Here is a 26,372-nt window from a genome sequence, read left to right as displayed (position 1 = left end):
AGCGGTATTATGCTGTCTAATATATTAATAATCTCAAATAAGACGTTTAAAATATGAATATCGAACTGCGTCATTTGCGCTACTTCATTGCGGTGGCGGAAGAGCTCCATTTCGGGCGGGCGGCCCGGCGTCTGAATATTTCCCAGCCGCCGCTCAGTCAGCAGATTATTCAGCTGGAAGCGGAGACCGGCGCAAGGCTGTTCAATCGCACCAACCGCAGCGTGCAGCTTACCGCTGCCGGACAGCAACTGCTGAGTGATGCCCGCACGATAATCCTGCAGGTTGAGCAGGCCGCCGATCGTGCTGCCCGGCTGCATCGTGGTGAAGAGGGAGAGCTGCGTATCGGCTTTACCTCGTCGGCACCCTTTACCGCTGTCGTTTCTGATGCGCTCTTCCGGTTCCGACAGCGCTGGCCACAGGTGCATATTCAGATGCAGGAGATTAATACCCGCCAGCAGCTGGCCCCGTTACATGACGGACGGCTCGACCTCGGCGTGATGCGCAACACGCCGCTGCCCGCCGACCTGCGTCATCAGCTGCTGCTGAGCGAGCCGCTCTATGCCGTGGTCCACAAGGCGCATCCGCTGGCTGAGGCTGAAAAGATCTCTGTGACGGCGCTGGCGGCTGAACCCTTTGTCTTTTTCGATCCTCAGGGCGGAACCGCGCTCTATAGCGACATTCTGGCACTGCTGCACCGCTACCACATCAAGCCTTACATTACTCAGGAAGTCGGTGAAGCGATGACCATCCTGGGGCTGGTGGCAACCGGTTTAGGCGTTTCCATTCTGCCCGCCTCTTTTCGCCGGGCGCGGCTGGCCGATCTGGTCTGGCTGCCGTTAACGGAAGAGGATGCGATTTCAGAACTCTGGCTGGTCTGGTCAGCCGGACGCGAAATAAATGCACAGATGGAGAATATGATGACGTTGCTGCGGGAAAACCGGGTCTGAAGCGAGCGCGACACAGCATCAATCTGTGCGATAAATCACATTTCTAATCAAATATTTGACGCTGTCGCCTGATCTGCCTCACCATGGCGCATGTTTATTTAGAAGCGCGAAAATAACCGGGAGCAGGGTTGTGAATCCGGACAGTCAACCTGGCCACATTGACCAGATCAAGCAGACCAATGCAGGTGTCGTATATCGATTAATTGACCGTTACGGTCCCATTTCGCGTATCGAACTTTCCCGCCGTGCTCAGCTTGCTCCGGCCAGCATAACCAAAATTGTGCGTGAGATGCTGGATGCGCATCTGGTGCAGGAGACCGAGTTTCAGGATCCCGGCAGCCGTGGCCGTCCGGCGATTGGCCTGATACTGGATACCGACGCCTGGCACTATCTGGCGATTCGTCTGCATCGCGGTGCCATGACCTTTACGCTGCGCGATCTCAGCAGCCGTGAGCTGGCGGAAGAGCGTCTCCCGCTGCCCGATGAATCTGCTCAGCCCTTACTGACCTCGCTGATTGAACAGGTCGATGCTTTCTTTATTCGTCATCAGAAGAAGCTGGAACGTCTCACGGCCATCGCCATTACGCTGCCGGGGTTGATCAACGCTGCGTCAGGCGTGGTGCATCGGCTGCCGGGTTATCAGGTACGCGATATGCCGCTGGGCGATGCGCTGGCGGCGCGAACCGGCTTGCCGGTGTTTGTACAGCATGACATTTCAGCCTGGACGCTGGCGGAGTCGCTGTTTGGTGCTTCGCGCGGTGCCCAGGATGTGATTCAGATTGTGATTGATGAAACTGTGGGAGCTGGCGTCATCAGTGGCGGTCAGCTGCTGCATAAGAGCGGTCGGGCGCTGGTCGAGATTGGCCATACTCAGATCGACCCTTATGGCCAGCAGTGTTACTGCGGGAATCATGGTTGTCTGGAGACGGTAGCCAGCACTGGCAGTTTACTCGCGCTGGCGGCGCAGCGACTGCCTGCCCAGCCTGACAGCCTGCTCAATAACCAGCCGCTGACGCTTCAGTCACTGTGTGCGGCCGCGCAGTCGGGCGATCGTCTGGCGCGTGACACCATTGCCAGCGTCGGGCATCACGTTGGGCGGATCCTGGCAATGATGGTTAATATCTTCAATCCACAACATATTCTTATCGGTTCTCCTCTCAATGCCGCCGCTGATGTGCTGTTTCCCGCGGTAAGCAACACTATTCTGCAGCAGTCACTGCCTGCCTACAGCGCCGGCATTCAGCTGGCACCCACTGAATTCAGCGAGCCTGGAACGCTGGGCGGTGCCGCGTTGATCAAAGACGCACTCTACAACGGGCACCTGTTAGTGAAACTGTTGCAAGGTTAAGCAGACCTGAACTTGCGCTAACGCAATCCATTCTCATCCATCATTCCTTAAAATGCCGTTTCGCAGCAAGGTTAATCACCGATTAACCGCAACGGTTCGAGAGGAGAAGTTGTGTGAACAGATTATTTGTTACCGGCACCGACACCGCAGTGGGCAAAACGGTGGTGTCCCGCGCGCTGTTACAAAGTTTTATCCAGACCGGACAGAGTGCTGTGGGCTACAAGCCCGTCGCGCGCTGTGCCCTTAAAACCGCTGATGGCCTGCGTAATAAAGATGCACAGGTTCTGCAAAGTTCGTCATCTATCGACTTACCCTATCTGGCGATCAATCCGCTGGCTTTCCAGGAAGAGGAGATCTGCACCCATCCGGGGCAGGTTATCGATTACGGATTGCTGACCCGGGGATTAACCAGCCTGACGCAGCAGGCCGATCGCGTGGTAGTTGAGGGCACAGGCGGCTGGCGCAGCCTGATGAATGACGGACGTCCGCTCTCCTGCTGGGTCGTTGAGCAGCAGCTTCCGGTGGTGCTGGTGGTCGGCATCCAGTCGGGTTGTATCAGTCATGCTCTGCTGACGGCAGAGGCGATAGCGCGGGATGGACTGCCACTGGTCGGCTGGGTTGCGAACCGCATCAATCCGGGACTGGCACAATACAGCGACATTATTGAAGTGCTGCAGGAAAAAATTGCTGCGCCACTGCTGGGCGAACTGCCTTATCTGCCACGCGCTGAACAGCGCGATCTCACGTCCTGGGTCGATATTTCACTGCTGGAAAAGGATGCTTTGCACGCTGTGAGTGCAAAGATCGCCTGATTATGAAACAAAACAAATCAACTGGGTCCGGGGTGAGCCTAAAGTTTCAGACTCATCCCGGACTGTCTGCAACTATTTCTGTTTAAATTTGAAAGACCTGGATCGACTGTCGCGAAACCCTGACGTCATGGCGCAGAAAATGCATTAACTCCGCTTATCACACAGAGCCGGAGCACCACCATGTCGCACTCGCACGAGAAAGGTTTGTTATATGGGCTTGAAGCCCGCATTGGCCCCGTCCCGGCGTTCTTCGCCGCGCTGCAACATCTGCTGGCCAGCGTGGTGGGCATTATCACACCACCGCTGATTATTGGCTCGGTTCTGGGATTGCAGGCCTATATTCCTTATCTGATTAGCATGTCGCTGTTCGTCTCCGGTTTAGGCACGTTTATGCAGGCCCGACGTTTTTATGGCGTTGGCGCGGGTATGATCTGTCTGCAGGGAACCAGTTTTGCATTTCTGGGCGTGATTCTCTCCGGTGGCCTGATGGTAAAAGGGCGTGGCGGCTCGCCGGAAGAGATTATGGCGATGCTGTTTGGCTGCAATCTGGTGGCGGCGCTAATCCCGGTTCTGATTAGTCGCTGCGTTGGCACGCTGCGCAAAGTGCTGACGCCGGTGGTGACCGGTACGGTCATTACCCTGATAGGCATCAGCCTGATTAAAGTCAGCATCACTGACTGGGCAGGTGGCCACAACGCCACAGATTTTGGCTCACCGGGGAATCTGGCGCTGGGCGCACTGACGCTGCTGGTGATTGTGGCGCTGAACCGCTCACGTAACCGCTGGGCGCGACTGGTGGCGGTGGTGGCTGGCATTGCGGTGGGATGTATTGCAGCAGCCTTAACTGGTCATCTGCAACTCAGGGCCGCGCCGGAGAGCAGCTGGCTGGTGCTGCCTGCTTTCTTCCGGTTTGGTTTCGCCTTTGACTGGACCATTTTTCTGCCGATTGCGCTGGTGTCTGTGATTGCGGTGATTGAGGCGGTCGGGGATCTCACCGCTAACTGCCTGATTTCACAACAGCCGATTACCGGCAAACCTTTTCAGCAGCGGTTGCAGGGCGGCATTGTTGCCGACGGCCTGAGCTGCGTGCTGGCCGCGGTCTTTTCTGCCTTTCCTAACACCACGTTTGCGCAAAACAATGGCGTGATCCAGATGACCGGCGTTGCCAGTCGTTATGTCGGTATGCTGCTGGGGATTATGCTGGCGCTGCTGGGGCTCTTTCCCTATGTCGGGTCGCTGTTGCAGCAGATCCCGCCGCCCGTGCTGGGCGGGGCGACAGTGGTGATGTTTGGCAGTGTAGTCGCTGCCGGTATCCGGGTGATGACGCAGACGCCGCTGGGCCGCCGCGAGATGCTGATTGTCGCGATCTCATTCGGGATTGGACTGGGTGTGGAAGCCGTGCCGGAGGTACTGAAGCAGTTCCCGCCGCTGATTAACAATTTATTTGGTCATGCGGTGACGACCGGCGGCATTCTGGCGATTGTGCTCAATCTGGTGCTGCCAGATGAGGCACCTGCGGTGGACGAGGTTGAGGCGGAAACGCTGACTGGAAGTTAAAAGCAGATAATCAGGAAGTTTAGAAACACAGAAGGATCAATGTATTTCTTACAGACAACACAGAAATTAAAGCGATGGAAGCATACGCGTGTAGCAAAGCATCGCGGGCCAGGGATGGTCCGCGCTGAGCCCGCCAGGGATGGCGGGTTTTGCGTCTTTGCGGAGGGCGTATGCTCCCTGAGCCATTACCTGAAACACCAGAAAGAATGGTCCGATGCAGCCAGTAAACTGATTCGCTTTAAGAGCGAGCCTGCTCAGGGAACAGGGTCAGAGCGGAAAGTCGCAAAAGCCGCAAAAGCCGCCATCCCTGGCACGCTCGGCCCGCGCGATTACGCACCACATCCATGAGGTGCGCCCGTAACCGGGCCAACGCGTTGCGTTGTTCAAAAACGCTCCCGGCGTTTTTGTCCATGCCGCGGGACGCTTTTCTCTTATGACCCAGTTCCCTGCGCATTAAGCTTTTGTATTGCTGTCAGTTTCACCCAGATTAGGGTTTCTCTGCGATTAAAAGGGCCATGGCGGCCCTTTCGTCTGACTGGACTATGGATTCAGACGACGACGGGTTCGACCCGAGCTGAGGTAATCCGCGATATAATCCTGCGAAATTTCCCCGCTGTAGCGACCCTCTTCATCGACAATCGGCATCCAGACCGTGTTGTGCTCGTAGAGTTTCGACAACACCACTCGCAGGTTCTCTTCGGCTTTACCCGTGACCTTAAAGGTGTGCAGCTTCTCTTCACAGCGGCCGCTGACGTTACGTGCTTCACGACGCTTCACGAAGCCCAGCGGTTTGCCATCCTCATCGACCACGGTAATCGACCGCATATCGTTCTCATCCATAGTGCCAAAGGCTTCTTCCAGCGGCGTCGAGCGGCGCACAGTAATGGTCGGCTGCTGATCGGTTACGTCGCCCGCCTGCACCAGTAACAGGCGCTTAAGGGTGCGGTCCTGACCGACAAACGAGCCGACAAACTCATTGGCCGGGGTAGCCAGCAACTCATCCGGGCTGGCGCACTGCACGATTTTACCCTGACCAAATACCGCGATGCGATCGCCGAGCTTCAGCGCCTCATCAATGTCGTGGCTCACCAGCATTACGGTTTTCTTAAGCTGACGCTGCATATCGAGAAACTCGTTCTGAATCACTTCACGGTTAATCGGGTCGACAGCACCGAACGGCTCATCCATCAGCAATACCGGTGGATCCGCGGCCAGCGCACGAATCACGCCGATACGCTGCTGCTGACCGCCGGACATCTCACGCGGATAGCGGTGCAGGAACTTTTTAGGGTCCAGCGCAACCATGCTCATTAACTCTGTAGCGCGCTCATGACACTGCTTCTTATTCCAGCCCAGCATGCGCGGCACGACGGTAATGTTCTCCTCGATGGTCATGTTGGGAAACAGACCAATCTGCTGGATCACATAGCCAATGTTGCGGCGCAGGGTGGTTGTGTCCTGCGTACTGGTGTCTTCGCCATTAATCAGGATCCGGCCACTGGTGGCCGGAATAAGGCGGTTAATCATCTTCAGCGTGGTGGTTTTACCGCAGCCCGATGGACCCAGCAGCACGCACATCTCACCGGCTGGCACATGCAGGCTGACGTTATCGACGGCTTTATTGGTGGTGCCGTTTTTCTGAGTAAAGGTTTTCGTCAGGTTTTCCAGCGTAATCATTATCGAATCCCCTTTGGAGTCAGCGCCTGCTGCAAACGGTGCAGCAGCCAGTCAAGAAAAATAGCCAGCAGACAAATCATCAATGCGCCGGCAATTAGCATACGAATATCACTGCCGCTGATACCATCCAGCAGCAGCTGGCCCAGACCGCCCGCGCCAATCACGGCGGCAATCGCCATCACGCCAACGTTCATCACCACGGCGGTTCGGATGCCGCCGAAAATCACCGGCAGTGCCATCGGGATTTCAACCCAGCGCAGACGCTGCCAGAAGGTCATGCCGATGCCGCGACCGGCCTCACGCAAACCGTCCGGCAGATTCTCCAGCGCGGTATGCGTGTTGCGGACAATCGGCAGCAGCGAGTAGAGAAACACGGCGGTAATCGCTGGCAGCGCGCCGATGCCCTGACCGATCAGCGAAAACAGCGGGATCATCAGACCAAACAGCGCAATAGTCGGAATGGTCAGTACTACGGTGGCAATACCGAGAATCGGTGTAGCCAGCCATCTGACGCGCACGATCAGAATGCCCAGCGGCACGCCAATCACAATGGCCAGACCGACCGCAACCAGCACCAGCCAGCTGTGCTGCCAGCTCAGGGTGAGCAGGGTGCTCCAGTTATCCATGATGTAGTGAAGGGTATCCACAGTGCCTCCTTACAGCATGTTTTTGGATTGAAGGAAATCACGTGCCACTTTTTCCGGTGACTCATGGTCGATATCGACCCGCTTGTTCAGCTCGGTAATCGCCTCATTGGTGATCTGTGCAGAGAGCTGATTAAGGGCACTATCCAGCCCTGGATGGCTCGCCAGCACATCCTGACGTACGACCGGCGTCACGTTATAGCTTGGGAAGAAGTGTTTATCATCCTCCAGCACTTTCAGATTAAAGCCTTTAACCCGGCCATCGGTAGTGTAGATCAGACCGGCATCCACAAATCCGTCACGAATAGCGTTATAAACCAGACCCGGGTCCATCTGACGGATCTGCGGGCGATCCAGCGCCAGGTTGTAAGTCTTCTGCAGCGGTTTCAGACCGTCTGAACGACCTGCGAATTCCAGATCCAGCCCCAGCCGCCAGTTGTGGTCCGGGTCAGACTGACGAACCTGTTCCACTTTCGCGACCAGTTGTGACATCGTATTAATGCCCTCTTTTTTGGCCCGCTCCTGAGTCATGGCAAAGGCGTAGGTGTTGTTCATCGGCGCCGGGTTCAGCCAGACCAGTCCCAGTTTTCCGTCCAGCTGTTTCACCGTCTCATACGCCTGCTGTGAAGACATCGGCTGGCTGATGTGGTTGAAGATAATCAGTGACGTACCGGTATACTCCCAGACCATATCAATCTGTTTATTCAGCAGCGCGTTACGGCCAATGGTGGTGGCGATATTGCGTTTAGGGACCACCTCAAAACCTTTCTTTTGCAGCCAGAGTACCGTCATGGCTGACAGGATATGCTGCTCGGTAAAACTCTTGGTTGCCATTACCAGCGGGGCAGCCGCCTGTGCCGTCTGGCTGAGCAGCAGCGTCGCGGTCACCGCGACAGCGCTTTTCTTAATCCACTTCGTTAGCATTGCAAAGCTCCTTGTGGTCAGGCCGCAGCGTGCGGACTCAGAAAGCGGCCCAGCGCGGCCAGCATCATATCCAGAACCAGTGCCACCAGCGCAGTCGCAACGGCACCCAGAATCAGGGTCGGGAAGTCATTCAGATAGATACCCGGGAAGATCAGCTCGCCAAAACTGCTGGCACCAATCAGGAAGGCCAGTGGCGCGGTGCCAACGTTGATAGCGGTGGCGATACGCACGCCAGAGAGGATCACCGGCATCGCGTTGGGCAGCTCAACCTGACGCAGACGTTGCCATTTGGTCATGCCGATGCCGTTGGCGGCCTCAATCAGCGACGGAGGAACCGCGCTCAGACCCGAGAAGGTATTGCGGACGATGGGCAGCAGCGACGCCAGAAACAGCGCAATCAGCGCCGGACGGTCGCCAATGCCGATAATAACCATCGCCAGTGCCAGCACCGCGAGCGGTGGCAGGGTGTTACCGACATTGAAAATCTGCATCACATACTCGGCCCAGCGACGCGCAAACGGGCGACTAAGCAGGATGCCGCTGGGAATACCGACCAGCAGGGCGAACAGCATTGACCAGAAAACTAAGAAAAGGTGTTGTTGCCCGAGATAAAGCAGATCGACTTTACGTGCGACCAGCTGATCCCAGCCTAAGCCCCAGATCAGCACCGCGATCACCGCGACCACTGCAAGCAGTGCCAGACCGGCGCGTCGGGCCAGTGAAGCATTTTGCATAGGAGAATCTCCCTGATAACGATCTCAATTGTTATAACAAACATAAACAGTCCGACAGGTACGGCAAAAACTGCCGCCGCGCCCAATACCGAAACTGCGATAAAATGTAGATAAAATGACTGTTTATCCACTCTTTTTCAGTGAATACCGAATAAGATGGTGTAATGCTATAGCAGGCCTTTTTTGTACAAGCCAGCTTTTAAGCCCGAAATCAGGCAGATAGAAACAGGTTAAAAGCGTGATAAAGCCGCGTAGCCGCTGGGCTAATGCGACAATAAAAAAAATTCATCGACTTTATGTTACACCGTCACAGATGGCGCAGAAAATGCGCACGCGTGGGAAACTGCACTGGCTGTTTTTCAGCTAGCCTTGCAGATTAAAAAAGGAACCCTATGACTGACAGCGCACAAATCCATACCGGACATCGCCACTGGATCTTAATCGCCTGCATGCTGGCGATGTTTATGGCGGCCATTGAAGTCACGATTGTGGCCACCGCGATGCCGACCATTATTGCTGACCTTGGCGGTTTTTCGCAGTTTGGCTGGGTCTTCTCCATCTATCTGCTGACGCAGGCGGTCAGCGTGCCGCTCTATGGGCGGCTGGCGGATATGGTGGGGCGCAAAACGATGTTTTTCGTCGGCACCTCGATTTTCCTGGTGGGATCGATGCTTTGTGGCTTTGCCCATACCATGACCTGGCTGATTCTTTTCCGGGCCTTTCAGGGCCTTGGCGCGGGTGCCATCATGCCGCTCAGCTCCACCATCGTGGCCGACATCTATTCGCCGCGTGAACGCGCCAGCGTGCAGGGCTGGCTCTCCAGTGTCTGGGGTGTGGCGGCGATAGTGGGGCCGCTGACCGGTGCCTGGCTGGTGCAGCACTTTAGCTGGTCGGTGATTTTCTGGGTCAATCTGCCGATTGGCCTGATTAGCATGCTGATGCTGGCGCGCTGGTTACCGGCGCATCAGAAAGAGGAGTCATCGCAGCCGCTGAACCTGGCGGGCAGCAGCTGGCTGATGCTTTGCGTGACGGCCCTGTTGATTGCACTGTTGCAGGCGGAACAGCTGGGCCTCTGGCTGGTGCCGTTCCTGCTTTTCTCTCTGTTCGCGGGCTGGCAGCTCAAGCGTCACGAGCAGCGTGCTGCGGCACCGTTGTTTCCGCTGGTGATCTGGCGCAGCCGGCTAATTGTGGCAGGCAATGCGGGTAACCTGATTATCGGGGCGGCGATGATGGGCATCAGCGCGTTTCTGCCCACCTGGATTCAGGGGATCAGCGGCGGCTCACCGTTACAGGCGGGCAGTGTGCTGGCAATGATGTCGATTGGCTGGCCGCTGGCCAGCACGCTGAGTGGCAGATTGATGCTGCACACCTCCTACCGCTTTACTGCCCAGCTTGGCGCGCTGCTGCTGGTCGCCGGCAGCGCCCTGTTGCTGTTCCTGCAGCCCGCCAGCTCCCTCTATCAGGCGGGCTTCACGGCGTTTTTGATTGGCACCGGCATGGGGATGACCAGCACCACCTTCCTGGTCTCTGTGCAGAACCAGGCGGATTACCAGATCCGGGGCATCTGTACCGCCTCTATTATGTTCAGCCGGATGATGGGTTCGGCGGTAGGGACGGCGATTATGGGGGCGGTGCTGAATCTTAATCTGCAGTGGCGTCTGCCGCAGGTGCAGGATCCGGTGCAGCAGATTATGTCCGAGCCCAGCCGCCAGCAGTTACAGCTGGAAAACCTGCAGCAGATGGTCGCAGCGATAGCCGCATCCCTGCATTGGGTATTCGTGGTAGCCCTGGTGATTGCTCTGTTTGCGGTGGGAGTGGCATGGATGATGCCGCGTCAGCGGCCGGAACAGGCGGAATAACGGGCAGGGCGACAGGATGTCGCCCTGGTTTGGTGCTCACTACTGTGCTGGCGCGTCCTGAGAACTGCCGGCACTGGCTGGGACGCTGGCTTCATCGTCACGGCCTGTACGCTTGTAAACAATCTTTTGTGTGTCGTTTTCACAATGTCCAACGACCTGACCGCCCGCCTGATCGACCTGATCGTTGGCAACGATATCGAGACTAAAACCCGATTCAGGTACGCCGTTCTGAATAATCTTCTGGCTGATATCGGCTTTTACCGATTCGCAGGATGCCTGCGCCATCAGCGGCAGAGCAAATAACGCCGCGCTTAACAAAACCCTCTGTAGCTTCATCACGTCTTCCTTATGTTAGTCGTCCGTCATTACTATAGCTCAAATTTACGGCGCTACCGGGCGACCTGAACGGCGATCAAGACAACGCAGGGTGTTAGGTTCCCAGTACGCGTTGAGATTGAGGCTCTGCTCGCACTTGTCGCGGGTGTCAAAGGCGCGATCGGTTTTATCAAACTCTTTTTCGACGCGGGTGTTCACTTTGTTGCGCAGCATACGCGTGTCATTCCATTGCTCTTTGTCCTGACGCGCTGCTTCATTGCTCAGCGCAGAACTGCCATCTTCAATGATCAGACGATTAGTATTCGCAGTAGCAGTCAACGCCGCTGTGGAGAGCAGCACCATCAGCACGGCAGGGATCATTTTTTTCATCACAATTTCCTTTAGTTAACGCAAACATCGCCATCCGGGACGGCTGTTGCAGCGAGTACTCATAGTATATCATCGCCGTTTCTTTGCTCACCAGCGGTGAGTCGTTTGTTTACGTTCAGGAGAGGTAAGAGTGCTGATTAAGACCGCCTTGCTTTTTTTTATTACCGCGCTGGCGGAGATCACCGGCTGCTTTCTGCCGTGGCTATGGCTTAAAAAAGGGGGATCGGTGTGGCTGTTACTGCCCGCCGCGGCGAGTCTGGCGCTGTTTGTCTGGCTGCTGACGCTGCATCCTGCCTCCAGTGGACGGGTCTATGCCGCTTATGGCAGTGTTTATGTGCTGACCGCACTGCTCTGGTTACGGGTGGTGGATGGCGTGAAGTTAAGTGCGTGGGACTGGAGCGGTGCATTGATTGCCTTCAGCGGCATGCTGATCATCGTGCTGGGCTGGGGACGCGGCTAGCGCCAGCCGTGATGGCTGGCGCGGCAGAGGCTTACGGCTTATGCACTTTCAGGCCCGCCAGCGTCTGGCTGACCGGCATCATTTCCAGGCTATTGATATTGACATGCTTAGGCAGTGTGGCGACCCACCAGACCGCTTCAGTCACATCTTCCGGCGTCAGGGCAGTAGCGCCCTCATAGACCTGACCGGCTTTGTCATCATCGCCTTTGAAGCGCACGTTGGAAAACTCGGTGCCACCAACCAGACCCGGCTCAATATCGGTCACACGCAGCGCGGTGCCGTGCAAATCGGTACGCAGGTTCAGGCTGAACTGACGCACAAAGGCTTTGGTCGCTCCGTAAACGTTGCCCCCGGCATACGGCCAGCTGCCGGCAATGGAACCGATATTGATGATATGACCCACATCCCGCTCCACCATCTGTGGCAGCAGGGCGCGGGTCATATAGACCAGCCCCTTAGTGTTGGTGTCGATCATATTTTCCCAGTCTTCGACGTTAGCCTTGTGCGCAGGCTCAATGCCCAGCGCCAGACCGGCGTTGTTAACCAGTACGTCAATATTGCGCCATTCGGCCGGTAACTGTGCCACCGCCTCTTCAATAGCGGCACGGTTACGTACATCCAGCTGTACGGTATAGAGGCTGTCGCCCAGCTCATCCTTCAGCGCTTTCAGACGTTCCGCGCGGCGTCCGGTGGCGATCACTTTATGACCGTTTTCAATAAAGCGGCGGGTGATGCTTTCACCAAAACCGGCGGTCGCGCCGGTGACAAAAATAATCATCTCACTGTTCCTTATGCCATTTTCAGAGTCGATGGCTTCACCATAGCATTTCATTTCTGCTTCTGCGCGTGGAAAAGCAGGCTGGCCTGTAAACGGATTTTAACGGGTATTTCGCTGCGCCTTTTCAGGGCAGCCTGCACCGTAAAAGGGCAGATTGTCGGGCGGCAGGCCATACTCAGGTTAACCTGTCTCCGTAATAACGCATCGCAACCGTTTGCATCGGCTCCGCAAACGGTTGCGACGCTGCCGGAGGCCACTTTTGTTGCGCAACGCCCTGCTTTTTTGTTAATTTACTGATATTTAAGGTTTTTATTGCATTCCAAATCTGGCACGCAGGTTGCAGGGTTTTTAACAGAGATTCCTCTGCAGATAATCAATCGCGCTTTCAGAAAGGACATACCATGCTATCAGCAACCGATACGGCGATACGCGCCAGCTTCTTTGACTTCACTGGCGTGGTGGATCATCCCGACGATTTGACCGGAAAGGCTCGCTATCTGGAGGATGGGGTGCTGCTGCTGCGCGACGGACACGTAATTGGGCTGGATAGCTGGGAGAACAGCGAGGCGAAGCTGGCAGGTCATCCCGTGACCGATCTGCGCGGCAAACTGATTGTGCCAGGCTTTGTCGATACCCATATTCACTATCCGCAGACGGAGATGATTGGTGCCTTTGGCGAACAGTTGCTGGAGTGGCTGAATCACTACACCTTCCCGGTGGAAGCGCAGTATCACTGCCCCGATCACGCTGCGAAGATGTCCGCTTTTTTCCTGCATCAGCTGCTCTCCAACGGGACTACCAGCGCGCTGGTGTTTGGCACCGTGCATCCGCAATCGATTGACGCGCTGTTCAGCGCAGCCGAAGCCCTGAACATGCGGCTGATTGCCGGCAAAGTGATGATGGATCGCAATGCGCCCGACAATCTCATCGAAACCCCGGAACAGAGCTACCAGCAGACGCGGGCGCTGATTGAGCGCTGGCACAAGCGTGGACGGCTGAATTATGCGCTGACGCCGCGCTTTGCGCCGACCTCATCCCCGCAGCTGCTGGAAAAAGTGCAGCAGCTGCGTCAGGCATTCCCGGATACCTGGCTGCACACCCATCTCAGCGAAAACCCGCAGGAGGTTGCCTGGGTGAAAGAACTGTTTCCGGAGCGCGAGGGTTATCTGGATGTTTATCATCATCACGAGCTGACCGGTCGCCGCAGCGTCTTTGCGCACTGCCTGCATCTTGAAGATAAAGAGTGGCAATGTTTACACGATACCGATTCCTCCATTGCCTTCTGTCCCACCTCAAACCTGTTCCTCGGCAGCGGCCTGTTTAACATCAAACGCAGCTGGCAGCAGGGCGTGAAAGTCGGTATTGGCACCGATGTCGGCGCAGGCACCACTTTTAATATGCTGCAGACACTGGGCGAAGCCTACAAGGTGGGCCAGCTGCAGCACTACCGGCTCAGCGCCGCCGAAGCCTTTTATCACGCCACGCTGGGCGGGGCGCGTGCGCTGGATCTCGACCATGAAATTGGTAATTTCAGCGTTGGCAAAGAGGCGGACTTTGTGGTGCTCGATCCGGCGGTCTCTGCGCTGCAGCAACTCCGCATCGGCAACAGCAAAGATATCTGGGAAAAGCTGTTCGTATTAATGACGCTGGGCGACGACCGAAACATTGCCCAGACCTGGGTCGGCGGTCGTCCGGTCTGGCAGCGCGATGCAAAGGAGCAAGCCGCATGATCCAGTTTCTGTTAAACAATCAGCTGGTCAGCGAAGACGCGCTCGACCCGAATCTCACCGTGCTTAACTATCTGCGCACCCGTCAGCATCGGCCTGGCACCAAAGAGGGCTGTGCCTCCGGCGACTGCGGTGCCTGTAGCGTCACGCTGGGCAAAGCTGTTGAGGGAGAGATGCAGTATGAAACGGTCAACAGCTGCCTGACGCTGGTCTCCGCCTTACAGGGCAAGCAGCTGATCACGGTTGAGGATCTGCGTCACGGTCGCGCACTGCATCCGGCGCAGCAGGCGATGGTTGACTGCCACGGTTCACAATGCGGGTTCTGTACGCCAGGCTTTGTGATGTCGCTGTTCAGCCTGCAAAAAAAAACAGCGGGCTGGGATCGGCATCAGGCGGAAACCGCACTGGCGGGCAACCTCTGCCGCTGCACCGGCTACCGGCCAATTATGGCTGCCGCCGAACAGCTCTGCTCGCAGCCGGTCAATGACCAGTTCGATCACAGTGCTGCCAGCACCGTACAGCGGCTCGAGGCGCTGGCCACTCCGGAGATGCAGGAAATAGGCGATAAGGGGCATCGCTGCTTTCTGCCCAAAACCCCGTCCCAGCTGGCGGCAATCTATCAGGCGCATCCCGACGCGAAGCTGATTGCCGGTGGTACCGATCTCAGCCTGCAGATCACCCAGCAGCATAAAAAAATTCCGCTGCTGATTGCGCTGGAGCAGGTTGCCGCGCTCAAAGTCTGCAGCGAATTTGATGACCACTACCTGTTGGGTGCGGGCGCCTCGCTGCAGCAGGTCAGCGAGTTTCTTGCCAGCCGCATTCCCGGCGTCAGCGAGATGCTGCAGCGTTTCGCTTCGCTGCAAATCCGCCTGCAGGGGACACTCGGCGGCAACATTGGTAACGCCTCTCCGATAGGCGACGCCTCGCCGGTGCTGCTGGCCCTCAATGCCAGCTTGCTGCTGCAATGCGGAGAGCAGCAGCGCAGCCTGCCGCTTGACCAGTTCTTTACCGGCTATCGCCAGACGCAGCTGGAAAAAGGGGAGTTTATCCGCGCGATTCGAATCGATAAAGTAACGGTGTCACCTGATTTCGTGGCATGGAAAGTCTCGAAGCGGCTGGATGATGATATCTCTGCCGTGTTCGCTGCCTTTAACCTGCAAATGGAACAGGGCATTGTCAGTTCCGCCCATATCGCTTTTGGCGGCATGGCGGCCACACCGCAGCGCGCCCGGCACTGTGAAGCGGCACTGGCCGGTCAGCCACTGAATGCCGTGACGGTGTCACGGGCAGCCGCCGCGCTGGCAGAAGATTTCCAGCCGCTTTCTGATTTTCGCGCCAGCAGTGACTACCGCCTTCAGGTGGCACGCAATCTGCTCCGCCGCTACTGGCATCGCCATAACGGCGAAATAACCTGTCTTGAGGTCTCCCGCTATGTCTCATAACCGTCCTGAACTCAACGAAGAGGTGATCAAGGCGCAGTATGCCGCGGATTTACAGAGCGGCGTGGGTCGCAGTCACCGTCATGAGAGCGCGGAAAAACATGTCTCCGGCGAGGCGCGTTTTATCGACGACAAGCCGGAACTGCCGGGTCTGCTGCACCTCTGTCCGCGCCTGAGTGAACATGCGCATGCGCGCATCCTGCGCATAGATGTGCAGCCCTGTTATGTCGTGCCTGGCGTTGTCAGCGTCTTAACCTGGCAGGATGTGCCGGGCATTAATGATGTTGGCCCGCTGGAGCCGGGCGATCCGCTGCTGGCCCATGACAAAGTGGAGTATCTGGGGCAGATCGTGATCGCCGTGGCGGCGGAATCGCCGGACGCTGCACGTCTTGGCGCGGCCGCGGCGGTGATTGAGTATGAGGTGCTGGAACCGCTGCTGGATGTGGAGCAGGCGCTGGCGCAGGGCAGCTTTGTGCAGGAACCGCACATCCATCAGCGCGGTGACGTTGACGCGGCACTGGCGCGTGCGCCGCATCGGGTCAGCGGATCGTTTCATATCGGCGGGCAGGAGCATTTCTATCTGGAAACCCAGACGGCGATGGTCGTTCCTGGCGAAGATCAGCAGTTGCAGGTTTTCTCCTCGACTCAGAACCCCACTGAAGTGCAGAAGCTGGTGGCGGAAGTGATGGGCATCAGCCTGAATCAGGTGACCATCGATATGCGCCGGATGGGCGGTGGATTTGGTGGCAAAGAGACGCAGGCAGCCGGTGTCGCCTGTCTCTGTGCCATCGTGGCGCGTCAGACCGGCCGGGCGGCGAAGATGCGGCTCTCACGCCGGGACGATATGCGCGTCACCGGAAAACGCCATCCGTTCTTTGTGCGCTACGACGCGGGCGTGGAAGAGGACGGGCGTCTGTGCGGCATCAAAATCGATCTGGCCGGTAACTGCGGCTATTCGCTGGATCTGAGCGGATCCATCGTCGATCGTGCCATGTTCCACGCCGATAACGCCTATTATCTCGGCGATGCGCGGGTAACCGGCTACCGGTGCCGCACCAACACGGCCTCTAACACTGCCTATCGCGGTTTTGGCGGGCCGCAGGGCATGGTGGCGATTGAACAGATCATGGATCATATCGCCCGAGACCGTGGACTGGATCCGCTGGCGCTGCGCAAGCGCAACTATTACGGCAAGCAGGATCGCAACATCACCCATTACCACCAGCAGGTAGAGGACAATCTGCTGGATGAGATCACTGAACAGCTGGAGCTGAGCAGCGACTATCAGGCGCGCCGCGCGGAAATCACAGCGTTTAACGCCCGCAGTCCGCTGCTGAAACGCGGTCTGGCGCTGACGCCGGTGAAATTTGGCATCTCCTTTACCTCCAGCTTCCTCAATCAGGCGGGCGCGCTGATCCTGATCTACACCGATGGCACGGTGCAGCTTAACCACGGCGGCACCGAAATGGGTCAGGGCCTCAACACCAAGGTGATTCAGATTGTCGCCGAAGTGCTGCAGATTGAGACCGATAAAATCCAGATCACCCCCACCGACACCGGCAAAGTGCCCAACACCTCGCCGACGGCGGCCTCCAGCGGCGCTGATCTAAACGGTAAAGCGGCGCAGAATGCCGCGGAAATCCTGCGCGACCGCATGACCGCCATGCTCTGTAAGTTGCATCAGTGCGATGCGGCGGCGGTGAGCTTCCGTAACGGCGTGGTGCGCGCTGGCGAAAAGCATTACACCTTTGCCGAGGTAGCGAAGCTGGCCTGGCTCAATCAGGTGCCGCTCTCCGCCACCGGCTACTACCGCGTGCCGGGCATTCATTATGACCGGCTGGCCGGGCGCGGCACGCCGTTCTATTACTACGCATTTGGGGCTGCCTGCTGCGAGGTGGTGATCGATACCTTAACCGGCGAATCCCGCCTGCTGCGTGCCGATATCCTGCATGACGTCGGGGCGTCGCTGAACCCGGCTATCGACATCGGCCAGGTTGAAGGGGGCTTTGTCCAGGGCGTAGGCTGGCTCACCTGCGAAGAGCTGGTGTGGAGCGACAAAGGACAACTGCTGACCGATGGTCCGGCGAGCTATAAAATTCCAGCCATCAGCGATGTCCCGGCTGATCTGCGGGTGACGCTGGTGGAGAACCGCAAAAATCCCAAAGACACGGTGTTCCACTCCAAAGCCGTGGGCGAACCGCCGTTTATGTTAGGAATAGCCGCCTGGTGCGCGCTGCAGGATGCGGTCGCCAGCGTTAACGATTACCATCAGCACCCGGGGCTGGATGCGCCTGCTACGCCGGAGCGGATCTTCTGGGGCGTACAGCGCCTGACGGGAGCCATTGATGATCTATCATGACTGGATCGGCGTGCTGCATCAGCTGCGTGAAAAACGCCAGAGCTGCGTATTAATTACCGTGCTCAGTGAGCATGGTTCAGTGCCGCGTGACAGCGGCAGCAAAATGGTTGTCACGCAGCAGGAGAGCTTTCTCACGATCGGGGGCGGTCATCTGGAGTTTGCGTGCATCGCTCAGGCCAGAGCGATGCTGCAAAGTGGAGCCACTGCGCCACACATCGAGGATTACAGTCTCGGTGCGCGGCTCGGACAGTGCTGTGGCGGCAAAACCACGCTGCTGTTTGAGCCGCTGCTACAGGCGCAGCCGGAAATTTATCTGTTTGGCGCGGGCCACGTCGGGCAGGCCCTGGTGAATCTGTTGGCGACGTTACCCTGTCACATAAACTGGATCGACAGTCGTCCGGATCAGTTCAGCCACGTTCCGGCTGGCGTCGTCACACTGCAGCCGGACGACCCGCTCGACTGTGTGGCCCAGGCGCCTGAGGGCAGCTACTTCATCATTATGACCCATCATCATCCGCTCGACTTTGAACTGTGCGAAGCGGTGCTGAAACGCGGCGACTTTCGCTATGCCGGCGTCATCGGTTCAGCGACGAAAAATCAGCGTTTCCGCTACCGGCTGGCGGGCAAGGGTGTGGCCAGCGAGCCGCTGGCGCGCCTGCGCTGTCCGATTGGCCTGCCGGACGTTAAAGGCAAGCTGCCCGCCGAGATTGCGGTGGCCATTGCCGGTGAAATCATCAGCGTGTATCAGCAGCAAATCGCCTGAGTTGCGCTTTCGCGGCAACCTGTCAGGATAAGACTTTGCGATGCCCATCAGGAGCGAACCATGAACGCCCGTCAGAATCCCTTCTTTAGCGTCAGCACACTGCCTTACCAGGCGCCTCCCTTTGACCAGATTGAGGAGCAGGATTTCCTGCCCGCGCTGCAGGCGGGCATTGAAGAGAAGCGTCAGGACGTTGAGGCGATCGCCCTGAACAGCGAAGCACCCACCTTTCTCAACACCTTTGAGGCGCTGGAGAAGAGCGGACAGCTCCTCAATCGGGTGAATCTGGTCTTCAGCGCCATGACCTCGGCCCATACCAGCCCTTATCTGCAGCAGGTAGATGAGGAGATTGCGCCGCAGCTTACTGCGCTCAACGACGACATCATGCTGAACCGCCCGCTGTTTTCACGGCTCGATGCGGTTTATCTGCAGCGCGCCAAACTGGATGCCGAATCAAAACGGCTGGTTGAGGTGATCTGGCAGCGCTTCCAGCTGGCGGGCGCCAATCTCCCGGAGGCACAGAAGCAGCAGCTTAAAGCCCTGAATCAGGAAGCGGCGCGCCTCAGTACCCGTTTCACCAATAAACTGCTGGCCGCCACCAAAGCGGGCGGACTGGTCGTTAATGATCTGCAACAGCTGGCGGGACTGTCACCGGCCGACCTGGCAGTGGCCCAGGCGGAAGCGCAGGCGCGCGGACTGGAAAAAAGCTGGCTGCTGGTGTTGCAGAACACCACGCAGCAACCGGCGCTGCAGAGCCTGGCCGATCGCGCAACCCGGGAAGCGCTGTATAAAGCGGGCGTGACGCGCACGGAAAAAGGCGATGAGAACGATACCCGTGAGCTGGTATTACGGCTGGCGCAGGTCAGGGCAGAGCAGGCCCGGCTGCTGGGTTTTACCAGCTATGCCGAGTGGAAGCTGCAGGATCAGATGGCGAAAACCCCCGATGCGGCGCTGGCCTTTATGCGCAACATCGTGCCTGCCGCGCGCGCCCGTGCGGAACGTGAAGCGGCGGCCATTCAGCAGACCATCGATCAGCAGCAGGGCGATTTTACTCTGCAGGCATGGGACTGGCGTTTTTATGCCGAACAGGTACGGCGTGCCCGCTACGATCTCGATGAGAGCCAGATTAAACCTTACTTTGAGCTGAACTCGGTGCTCCGGAATGGCGTCTTCTGGGCGGCGACGCAGCTTTACGGCATCCGCTTTACACCGCGCCAGGATCTGCCGGTTTATCATCCCGACGTGCAGGTGTATGAGATTTTCGATGCCGACGACACGCCGCTGGCGCTGTTTTATACCGACTTCTTCAAGCGCGACAGTAAAGGCGGCGGTGCCTGGATGAGTAACTTCGTCAACCAGTCAACGCTGCTCGACAGCAAACCGGTGATCTACAACGTCTGTAACTACACCAAACCGCCCGCCGGGGAACCTGCGCTGCTGAGCTGGGACGACGTTATCACGATGTTTCATGAGTTCGGCCACACGCTGCATGGCCTGTTTGCCAGCCAGCGCTACCCGAGCCTGTCGGGCACGGAAACCCCGCGCGATTTCGTTGAGTTTCCTTCGCAGATCAATGAGCACTGGGCCAGCGAGCCCGCGGTGTTCCGCAACTACGCCCGGCACTATCAGACTCAGGCATTAATGCCCGCTGAGCTGCATGACAAGATCGTCCGGGCCGCGACGTTCAACAAAGGCTATGAGATGAGCGAGCTGCTGGCTGCCGCGCTGCTGGACCTGCACTGGCACAGCCTTAACCGTGATGCCGCGCCGCAAAGCGTGGAAGGGTTTGAGCAGCAGGCGTTGCAGAGCGACAATATCGCGCTGACGGCGGTGCCACCGCGCTATCGGTCCAGCTATTTTCAGCACATCTGGGGCGGAGGCTATGCCGCAGGGTATTACGCCTATATCTGGACGCAGATGCTCGCCGACGATGGCTATCAGTGGTTTGCGGAGCATGGCGGACTGACGCGTGAGAACGGTGAAATCTTCCGGCAGAAGATTCTGTCACGTGGCAACAGCAGCGATCTCAAAGCGCTGTATGAAAGCTGGCGGGGCGCAGCGCCTCAGCTGGAGCCGATGCTGAAAAATCGCGGTCTGGCGGATTAATAATAAAAGGGCTGTCACGGTGACAGCCCCTGTTTTCCTGGATTAGCCCAGCGGGCCGCCTTCAATGGTTTCGCACATTCCGGCCAGCACCCGCTCACCGGTTTCGTTTTTCAATGACTGATACCACTCCGCCGTAACCGCCGGGTCGCGCGCATGGGTCACATCACAGCGTTTACGCGCTTTCAGCACTAAATCTTTTACCCGCTCAACCCGTCGTGCCTGATAGCGCAGCAGGGCATCTTCGATGCCCAGCGAATGCGAAGCCAGCGTCGCGGCCAGCACCACGGCATCTTCCATCGCCGCACAGCCACCCTGACCAATATCAGGCGTGGTGCTGTGGGCGGCATCGCCAAGCAGCGCTACACGCCCTTTGACAAAGCGGCTGAACGGTTCGATGTCGTGGATCTCCACCCGGTTGGTGGTGTCGGGATGAATTGCCGCAATCAACTGCTGTACCGGCTCCGCCCAGCCCTGGAAGTAGCCAGTTAAGTCCGCTTTCACGGTGCTGCGATCCTGCGGCAGTCCCTTCGGCAGCGGCACATCAAAGAAGAAATAGAACCGATTGCCGCTGACCGGCATCAGTGAAACTCGCTTGCCGTCACCGACAAAAGTGGTCCACTGATCGGCGGGCGCAATGCGCTCATCAATGGTAACCAGACCGTTCCAGTTAACGTAACCGGCATAACGTCGTTCCAGCTTCTCTTCCAGCACATAGTCGCGAACGACGGAATGCGTGCCATCGGCGGCAATCAGAAAATCGCCGTGCGCCTGACTGTTATCAGAGAAGGTTGCGATGACGCCATTTTCAGTCTGTTCGACCTGAATCACGCGCTTGCCAAACTGCACCCGTTCACGTCCGAAGGTGTCAATCAGCATCGCCTGCAGTTCTGCCCGCGCCACAGGACAGGGATATTCGCCCACCTGCTGCACCAGCGGTGCCATGCTGAAGCGGGTCAGGGGTGTGCCTGTTGCGCCATCGTGATAGGCCATATAGGCCATATTGCCGCCCAGCTCACGCAGCGCGGTTTTCATTCCCAGCGCATTCAGGCATTTAACGCCATTGGGCCAGATGGAAATGGCCGCGCCGACGGGCTTCATCTCCTGAACGGCTTCAAAGACCTCAACGTCGATTCCGGCTTTCTCCAGCGCAATCGCGCTGCTCATTCCGCCAATACCGCCACCAATTACGATTGCTTTCATAATGCTCTCCTTTCTGCATAGAGAGACTCCTGCAACTTTTGTACCAGCAACATAGTTAAGCGAGATTTATTTATTAAATTCAATAAAAACAATGAATTATAACCATTTCAGTGGAGTGAGACGAGCATGGCCTTTCTGACGTGATGCACTTAAATGTCGCAAATCAGGGCCCAATAAGGGTGAAAATGTGAGCGGGCTGCATCTTTTGTTTCATCATTTGTTTTATTATTACTGCCAGGTTTCCGGGACACTAATCAGCCAGTAAGACCCGGGCTACTGTTATCCCGCGCAGTTAATTACTTTAAAAGTTATGAACTATTAAGTCGCTTCGCTTTGATAGCATTACTGACAAATAATTAAACATAGACATAACAACTGGCGTGAATATTGCCCGAAAAATTCTCGCTTTATTCAACAGTGAGTTAGGGTGACACAATTAAACACACCTGTTAATAAAAAACGCAGATTCATAATCAGACACAACTGTGACCGTTTTATCACCGGTCGTAATCATTAGTAAAACTGTGCAAGCCGCATCAGAAAAGGCTTTTAGGATATTGCTCAAACGTATCAGCCGCGATCGCGTGATATAGATCACTCTGGACATAAAGGACTCTGGAAGACGATCATGAAAATTGGAATTACGAATAACCAGTATCCGGAGCAACGTAATATCTTAGTTAATCCGGAAAACGAATATATAAATCTGAAAAAGAGCAATCTGTTCTATTTTATTAATCCGTTACGCACCCGATTACTTAAAAAGAATAAAACCTTTGTCTTTCAGCCTGTGCCTTTTTCCGGGGCATCGCGGGCTGACATCCTCCACCTGTTCAACGAAGTTGCGATTACTCAGCAGAAGTGGGTTGCCTCGTTTGAAACTGAACTGCCGCGCGTGCTGCCGGTGGCGGGTGTTGCCAAGCAGGACAATCCCGAGCTGAAACGGCTTATTCCTTATCTGTTAAAAGATAACTGTCTGGGGCTGATTGCCATCTCAGACGCCACGCTGAACATCCAGATGAAACTGTTCAAACCGGATGTTGCGCAGCAAATCCGCCGTAAAACCCTGGTGCTGCATCCGCCGCAAAAGCTGTTCGTTCAGCAAAAAACGCCGCGTCAGCCAGGTGTCCTGAAGCTGATTTTTGCCGGCAATGAGTTCTACCGTAAAGGCGGGGCGGAAGTGGTGCTGGCAATCAGTGAGCTGATTGAAGAGCACCGGCTGGATGAGTCGCAGCTGGACCTGCAGCTGATTGGCGATCTCACTAAACGTCGCAATGTTGCTCATCGTCAGTTCCAGGATGATGATGCTTTCTGTCTCGATATTGAGAACCGCATCAAGCGCTATCGCTGCATTACGCATCATTCACAGATGGAAAACAGTGCGCTGATGCAGCTGTTCCGTCAGAGCGATGCCGGACTGTTACCGACCTGGCAGGAGACTTACGGTTTCTCCGTGCTGGAGATGCAGGCCAATGGCTGTCCGGTCATCACCAGCAACGTGCGTGCGCTGCCGGAGATCAATCCTGCCAATGCGGGCTGGGTGATTGCGAGTCCGCTGAACGCCGATCGCGAATACAGCATCACCTCGGCTGAGCAAAAATCGCAGCTGCGCCGGTCGCTGGTGGACGGGTTGAAATCGACGCTGCTCGACATCATTGAACGTCCTGAAATATTGCAGGAGAAAGGGGAAGCGGCCATTCTGCGCATCAAAGAGCAGCATGACACCCAGCGTTATATCGCCCGGCTCAACGATATCTATAGCCGTGGCGTGATGAATGTCACTCAATACCCTCCTGTTGTCTCAATTTGATGAGATTTCTCTGACGGCACGCGCCAGACTGGCCATACTTAGTGATGCGTACCTCAGGAGAAATGTTATGAAAATTATCCTCACTCTGCTGCTGTCCGGATTACTGGGCAGCAGCGCCTTCGCTCAGCCTGCACCACTTTTTCCGGCCCGCGCGCCGCTGGCGCAGCTGACACCCGTTGCTGACCGCTGCGATCTCTCCACCTGTCAGACCAACTGCTATGTCGAGCAGTCCCATTGCAACACCCGGGATAGTGGTGCCTGTAGCTCAAAGGCTCAGATGTGCGTACAGGCCTGTTCCAGCCAGTGTAAATAATTCGATTCAGTGAAGAACATTTAGTTAACAATGAAAAAGTCCCTGTTTTGCCTTGCTTTATTTTCTCTCTCTGCCAGCTGTGTTGCCGCCGATCTCTCCTCACAGCAGATCACTTCTCTGGTTAAAGCCGCGATCGAACCGCTGATGGAGCAGCAGGCGATCCCCGGTATGTCGGTGGCGGTGCTTTACAAGGGCCGGGCGCAGTTTGTGAACCTTGGCGTGGCTGATCTTGAGTCACGCCGCCGGGTCACGGAAAACACGCTGTTTGAACTGGGGTCGGTGAGTAAAACCTTTACCGGCACTCTGGCCGGGATCATGATCCGCAATGGCGAAATCCGTCTGAACGATCCGGTACAGAAGCGCTGGCCGCTGCTGACCGGTGAGCAGTGGCGTCCGGTGCGTATGCTGCATCTGGCGACCTATACCGCAGGCGGCCTGCCTTTACAGCTGCCTGATGAGGTCACCGATCAGGCTTCGCTGCTCCGCTTTTATCAGAACTGGCAGCCAACGGCAGCACCAGGTTTGCAGCGCCAGTACTCCAACGCCAGTATCGGTCTGTTTGGCTCGCTGATGGTGAAGGGCGATTATGAGCAGGCGATGGAGCGACATGTGTTTCAGCCGCTGCGCCTGACGCGCACTTACATTACCGTGCCGCCGTCGATGATGCTCAACTATGCGTGGGGCTACAAAAATGGCCAGCCGGTGCGGGTCTCGCCCGGCATGCTCGATGCGGAAGCATACGGCATTAAATCCACCGCGCGGGACATGCTCACCTTTATGCAGGCGAACATCGATCCTAACCGTTTATCGGCGGGCAACGCGGTGCTGCGGAATGCCATCCGAACTGCGCAGTCGCGCTACTTCAAAGTCGGCAGTCTCTATCAGGGGCTGGGCTGGGAGATCTACGACTGGCCTGTCGATGCTGAGACGCTGCTCAGGGACAACGATAATGCTGTTGCGCTAAAGCCGCGTCCAGCGACGCAGGTTAATCCGGTCGGGCCGTCGCAGAGCGCCAGCTTGGTGCATAAAACCGGTGCCACCAATGGATTTGGTGCCTATATCGCCTTTATTCCTGAGCAGAACAGCGGCATCGTGCTACTTGCCAACAAAAATTACCCCAATCCGCTTCGCATCAGGGTAGCGTGGCAGATTCTGCAGGCGCTGCAGCAGGGTACACCTGAATAATGCACCTTACGCCTGCTCGGGCCGATGCAGGCTGGCGCCCTCTGTTCATTTGCGCTAAAATAAAAATCAAATGAACAGGAGGGCTGATATGTCCATCGCCATTTACACACCCGCTCAGCATCAGCATAACCGTTCGCTCCTGCACGCCCTGAATCTGCCGGAAACGCTGCCTGATGCACACCAGCGTATCGCAACAGGATTCAGCAGCGGCGTGCTGAAGCGCACCGCGTCATTGTCCACCTTTGACGAGGGCTGGCTCTGCCGTCTGGCGGGCATCGACCGCACCACATACAACCGCAAAGTTAAAGATCCGCAGCAGACCTTTTCGCCCGATCAGAGCGGACGGATCTATATGCTGATTCGCGTTCTTTCTGCCGCCAGCAAACTGTTTCGTGACGACAGAGAGCGGCTGGTACAGTGGCTGGAAACGCCCGCCAAAGCGCTGGGCGGTAAAAAACCGGCCGAGATGACCACCACGGTGGCCGGTGCAGAAGCGGTGATTAACCTGATTGGTCAGCTTGAGCATGGCGTGATCACCTGATGGCGGTGCCTTTCTTTCGCCTGGTAAAGCGTGAGTATGCGATGACCGCCTTTGATGGGTTCGGTGCCCGCACCTATGGCGGGCGCTGGAATTCTGTGGGAACGGTCTGTGTCTATATGGGATCGAGCCGGGCGCTCTGCGTGCTGGAGGCGCTGGTGCACCTCACCATTCAGGATCTGGCACATGACTACGCAATGCTGGCGATTAACGTACCGGAACCCCTGATCACCGAGCTTTCGCTGGCGGCGTTACCTGCTGACTGGCAGGCCGATCCGGCGCCATCGTCCACCCGACAAATTGGTGATGACTGGCTCGCCAGCCCGGACAACGGGCTGGTGCTGAAGGTGCCGAGCACGCTGACGGGGGAATGGAACGCGCTGTTTAATCCCCGTCATCCGGCGGCGGCAGGCATCATCAGTAAAGTGGTGGTAGAACCGTTTTTCTTCGACCCGCGCTTCCGGCGACAGTAGGGCGGTGAGGCGCTGAT

General features: G+C 56.9%; 24 protein-coding genes. 16 read left to right on the top strand and 8 right to left on the bottom strand.

The features are described from left to right. The first annotated feature begins 53 nt into the window (after positions 1–53). The 4 genes from FA92_RS08475 to FA92_RS08460 all read left to right on the top strand — a co-directional run bounded on the left by FA92_RS08475 (position 54) and on the right by FA92_RS08460 (position 4,664). Entirely contained in the window at positions 54–947 is an 894-nt protein-coding gene (locus FA92_RS08475; protein ID WP_013357914.1) for a LysR family transcriptional regulator, read from the top strand. Between the two features lie 130 nt (positions 948–1,077). Continuing rightward, positions 1,078–2,295, top strand: a complete 1,218-nt coding sequence (locus tag FA92_RS08470; RefSeq protein WP_013357913.1) for an ROK family transcriptional regulator — start codon at positions 1,078–1,080, stop codon at positions 2,293–2,295. Between the two features lie 113 nt (positions 2,296–2,408). Then, a complete protein-coding gene (bioD, locus tag FA92_RS08465) occupies positions 2,409–3,107 on the top strand; it encodes a dethiobiotin synthase (protein ID WP_033783150.1) in 699 nt (232 codons plus the stop codon). Between the two features lie 180 nt (positions 3,108–3,287). Beyond that, positions 3,288–4,664 carry a nucleobase:cation symporter-2 family protein gene (locus FA92_RS08460; protein WP_033783148.1) on the top strand — a complete coding sequence of 459 codons (1,377 nt, stop codon included), beginning with the start codon at positions 3,288–3,290 and terminating at the stop codon, positions 4,662–4,664. Positions 4,665–5,204: 540 nt separating this feature from the next. On the opposite strand, the gene osmV is transcribed toward FA92_RS08460, so the two are convergent. Genes osmV through FA92_RS08435 form a run of 4 tightly spaced genes read right to left on the bottom strand, consistent with a single transcriptional unit; the run spans position 5,205 to position 8,643 of the window. After that, positions 5,205–6,341 (bottom strand): osmoprotectant ABC transporter ATP-binding protein OsmV, encoded by a 1,137-nt coding sequence (gene osmV / locus FA92_RS08450; RefSeq protein WP_013357910.1) that lies wholly within the window; start codon positions 6,339–6,341, stop codon positions 5,205–5,207. Further along, positions 6,341–6,988: an osmoprotectant ABC transporter permease OsmW gene (osmW, locus tag FA92_RS08445; RefSeq protein WP_010244802.1), complete on the bottom strand. Its 648-nt coding sequence runs from the start codon at positions 6,986–6,988 to the stop codon at positions 6,341–6,343. The genes osmV and osmW overlap by 1 nt, the downstream gene beginning before the upstream one ends. Positions 6,989–6,997: 9 nt before the next feature. Next, a complete protein-coding gene (locus tag FA92_RS08440; RefSeq protein WP_033783146.1) occupies positions 6,998–7,909 on the bottom strand; it encodes a glycine betaine ABC transporter substrate-binding protein in 912 nt (303 codons plus the stop codon). Between the two features lie 17 nt (positions 7,910–7,926). After that, a complete protein-coding gene (locus tag FA92_RS08435; protein WP_013357908.1) occupies positions 7,927–8,643 on the bottom strand; it encodes an ABC transporter permease in 717 nt (238 codons plus the stop codon). A gap of 392 nt (positions 8,644–9,035) precedes the next feature. Here FA92_RS08435 and FA92_RS08430 point away from each other — a divergent pair, with 392 nt between their 5' ends. After that, complete coding sequence (locus FA92_RS08430) at positions 9,036–10,502, top strand: MDR family MFS transporter (RefSeq protein WP_033783145.1); 1,467 nt, start codon at positions 9,036–9,038, stop codon at positions 10,500–10,502. Positions 10,503–10,541: 39 nt separating this feature from the next. On the opposite strand, the gene FA92_RS08425 is transcribed toward FA92_RS08430, so the two are convergent. Both FA92_RS08425 and FA92_RS08420 read right to left on the bottom strand, forming a co-directional pair. Further along, on the bottom strand, positions 10,542–10,838 hold the full coding sequence (locus FA92_RS08425; RefSeq protein WP_013357905.1) for a DUF1161 domain-containing protein: 297 nt from the start codon (positions 10,836–10,838) through the stop codon (positions 10,542–10,544). A gap of 45 nt (positions 10,839–10,883) precedes the next feature. Then, a complete protein-coding gene (locus FA92_RS08420; protein WP_013357904.1) occupies positions 10,884–11,207 on the bottom strand; it encodes a DUF1283 family protein in 324 nt (107 codons plus the stop codon). A gap of 133 nt (positions 11,208–11,340) precedes the next feature. On the opposite strand from FA92_RS08420, the gene FA92_RS08415 reads away from it, so the two are divergent. Then, positions 11,341–11,667 (top strand): YnfA family protein, encoded by a 327-nt coding sequence (locus FA92_RS08415; protein ID WP_033784586.1) that lies wholly within the window; start codon positions 11,341–11,343, stop codon positions 11,665–11,667. Between the two features lie 31 nt (positions 11,668–11,698). Here the strand turns inward: FA92_RS08415 and ydfG are convergent, their stop codons facing one another. Continuing rightward, the gene (gene ydfG, locus FA92_RS08410; RefSeq protein WP_033733008.1) at positions 11,699–12,445 is read right to left on the bottom strand and encodes a bifunctional NADP-dependent 3-hydroxy acid dehydrogenase/3-hydroxypropionate dehydrogenase YdfG; all 747 of its coding nucleotides are present in this window, start codon (positions 12,443–12,445) and stop codon (positions 11,699–11,701) included. Positions 12,446–12,846: 401 nt separating this feature from the next. Here ydfG and guaD point away from each other — a divergent pair, with 401 nt between their 5' ends. From guaD to dcp, 5 genes are read left to right on the top strand one after another with little or no spacing between them, the layout of a single operon-like run. Then, entirely contained in the window at positions 12,847–14,175 is a 1,329-nt protein-coding gene (guaD, locus tag FA92_RS08405) for a guanine deaminase (RefSeq protein ID WP_033783144.1), read from the top strand. Beyond that, the gene (xdhA, locus tag FA92_RS08400; protein ID WP_033783143.1) at positions 14,172–15,614 is read left to right on the top strand and encodes a xanthine dehydrogenase small subunit; all 1,443 of its coding nucleotides are present in this window, start codon (positions 14,172–14,174) and stop codon (positions 15,612–15,614) included. The genes guaD and xdhA overlap by 4 nt, the downstream gene beginning before the upstream one ends. Next, positions 15,604–17,970, top strand: a complete 2,367-nt coding sequence (xdhB, locus tag FA92_RS08395; protein ID WP_033783142.1) for a xanthine dehydrogenase molybdopterin binding subunit — start codon at positions 15,604–15,606, stop codon at positions 17,968–17,970. Before xdhA ends, xdhB begins: the two co-directional genes overlap by 11 nt. Beyond that, positions 17,957–18,733: a xanthine dehydrogenase accessory protein XdhC gene (xdhC, locus tag FA92_RS08390; protein ID WP_033783141.1), complete on the top strand. Its 777-nt coding sequence runs from the start codon at positions 17,957–17,959 to the stop codon at positions 18,731–18,733. The genes xdhB and xdhC overlap by 14 nt, the downstream gene beginning before the upstream one ends. A 60-nt stretch (positions 18,734–18,793) precedes the next feature. Continuing rightward, positions 18,794–20,836: a peptidyl-dipeptidase Dcp gene (gene dcp, locus FA92_RS08385; RefSeq protein ID WP_033783140.1), complete on the top strand. Its 2,043-nt coding sequence runs from the start codon at positions 18,794–18,796 to the stop codon at positions 20,834–20,836. Positions 20,837–20,878: 42 nt separating this feature from the next. Here the strand turns inward: dcp and hpxO are convergent, their stop codons facing one another. Then, positions 20,879–22,036 carry an FAD-dependent urate hydroxylase HpxO gene (hpxO, locus tag FA92_RS08380; RefSeq protein ID WP_033783138.1) on the bottom strand — a complete coding sequence of 386 codons (1,158 nt, stop codon included), beginning with the start codon at positions 22,034–22,036 and terminating at the stop codon, positions 20,879–20,881. A gap of 628 nt (positions 22,037–22,664) precedes the next feature. On the opposite strand from hpxO, the gene FA92_RS08375 reads away from it, so the two are divergent. The 5 genes from FA92_RS08375 to FA92_RS08355 all read left to right on the top strand — a co-directional run bounded on the left by FA92_RS08375 (position 22,665) and on the right by FA92_RS08355 (position 26,355). After that, the gene (locus FA92_RS08375; protein ID WP_033783136.1) at positions 22,665–23,846 is read left to right on the top strand and encodes a glycosyltransferase family 4 protein; all 1,182 of its coding nucleotides are present in this window, start codon (positions 22,665–22,667) and stop codon (positions 23,844–23,846) included. A gap of 67 nt (positions 23,847–23,913) precedes the next feature. Then, entirely contained in the window at positions 23,914–24,159 is a 246-nt protein-coding gene (locus FA92_RS08370) for a hypothetical protein (RefSeq protein WP_033783134.1), read from the top strand. A 30-nt stretch (positions 24,160–24,189) separates the two neighbouring features. Then, a complete protein-coding gene (gene ampC, locus FA92_RS08365) occupies positions 24,190–25,344 on the top strand; it encodes a class C beta-lactamase (protein ID WP_033783132.1) in 1,155 nt (384 codons plus the stop codon). A gap of 88 nt (positions 25,345–25,432) precedes the next feature. Then, entirely contained in the window at positions 25,433–25,885 is a 453-nt protein-coding gene (locus FA92_RS08360; RefSeq protein ID WP_013357893.1) for an antitoxin Xre/MbcA/ParS toxin-binding domain-containing protein, read from the top strand. Next, positions 25,885–26,355 (top strand): RES family NAD+ phosphorylase, encoded by a 471-nt coding sequence (locus FA92_RS08355; protein WP_033783130.1) that lies wholly within the window; start codon positions 25,885–25,887, stop codon positions 26,353–26,355. The genes FA92_RS08360 and FA92_RS08355 overlap by 1 nt, the downstream gene beginning before the upstream one ends. The last annotated feature ends 17 nt before the right edge of the window (positions 26,356–26,372 follow it).

The organism is Pantoea sp. 9140, from assembly GCF_000745295.1.
Taxonomy (GTDB): Bacteria; Pseudomonadota; Gammaproteobacteria; order Enterobacterales; family Enterobacteriaceae; genus Pantoea; species Pantoea vagans.
This window is presented reverse-complemented; position numbering and strand designations above follow the sequence as displayed.

Excerpts from the sequence above, each read along its gene's own strand:
- osmV (WP_013357910.1), bottom strand. The coding sequence starts at position 6,341 with ATGATTACGCTGGAAAACCTGACGAAAACCTTTACTCAGAAAAACGGC.
- FA92_RS08435 (WP_013357908.1), bottom strand. The coding sequence starts at position 8,643 with ATGCAAAATGCTTCACTGGCCCGACGCGCCGGTCTGGCACTGCTTGCA.
- guaD (WP_033783144.1), top strand. The coding sequence starts at position 12,847 with ATGCTATCAGCAACCGATACGGCGATACGCGCCAGCTTCTTTGACTTC.
- FA92_RS08440 (WP_033783146.1), bottom strand. The coding sequence starts at position 7,909 with ATGCTAACGAAGTGGATTAAGAAAAGCGCTGTCGCGGTGACCGCGACG.
- ydfG (WP_033733008.1), bottom strand. The coding sequence starts at position 12,445 with ATGATTATTTTTGTCACCGGCGCGACCGCCGGTTTTGGTGAAAGCATC.
- FA92_RS08375 (WP_033783136.1), top strand. The coding sequence starts at position 22,665 with ATGAAAATTGGAATTACGAATAACCAGTATCCGGAGCAACGTAATATC.
- FA92_RS08460 (WP_033783148.1), top strand. The coding sequence starts at position 3,288 with ATGTCGCACTCGCACGAGAAAGGTTTGTTATATGGGCTTGAAGCCCGC.
- FA92_RS08425 (WP_013357905.1), bottom strand. The coding sequence starts at position 10,838 with ATGAAGCTACAGAGGGTTTTGTTAAGCGCGGCGTTATTTGCTCTGCCG.
- FA92_RS08430 (WP_033783145.1), top strand. The coding sequence starts at position 9,036 with ATGACTGACAGCGCACAAATCCATACCGGACATCGCCACTGGATCTTA.
- ampC (WP_033783132.1), top strand. The coding sequence starts at position 24,190 with ATGAAAAAGTCCCTGTTTTGCCTTGCTTTATTTTCTCTCTCTGCCAGC.
- hpxO (WP_033783138.1), bottom strand. The coding sequence starts at position 22,036 with ATGAAAGCAATCGTAATTGGTGGCGGTATTGGCGGAATGAGCAGCGCG.
- FA92_RS08360 (WP_013357893.1), top strand. The coding sequence starts at position 25,433 with ATGTCCATCGCCATTTACACACCCGCTCAGCATCAGCATAACCGTTCG.
- xdhC (WP_033783141.1), top strand. The coding sequence starts at position 17,957 with ATGATCTATCATGACTGGATCGGCGTGCTGCATCAGCTGCGTGAAAAA.
- FA92_RS08355 (WP_033783130.1), top strand. The coding sequence starts at position 25,885 with ATGGCGGTGCCTTTCTTTCGCCTGGTAAAGCGTGAGTATGCGATGACC.
- xdhA (WP_033783143.1), top strand. The coding sequence starts at position 14,172 with ATGATCCAGTTTCTGTTAAACAATCAGCTGGTCAGCGAAGACGCGCTC.
- FA92_RS08370 (WP_033783134.1), top strand. The coding sequence starts at position 23,914 with ATGAAAATTATCCTCACTCTGCTGCTGTCCGGATTACTGGGCAGCAGC.
- FA92_RS08475 (WP_013357914.1), top strand. The coding sequence starts at position 54 with ATGAATATCGAACTGCGTCATTTGCGCTACTTCATTGCGGTGGCGGAA.
- FA92_RS08420 (WP_013357904.1), bottom strand. The coding sequence starts at position 11,207 with ATGAAAAAAATGATCCCTGCCGTGCTGATGGTGCTGCTCTCCACAGCG.
- xdhB (WP_033783142.1), top strand. The coding sequence starts at position 15,604 with ATGTCTCATAACCGTCCTGAACTCAACGAAGAGGTGATCAAGGCGCAG.
- dcp (WP_033783140.1), top strand. The coding sequence starts at position 18,794 with ATGAACGCCCGTCAGAATCCCTTCTTTAGCGTCAGCACACTGCCTTAC.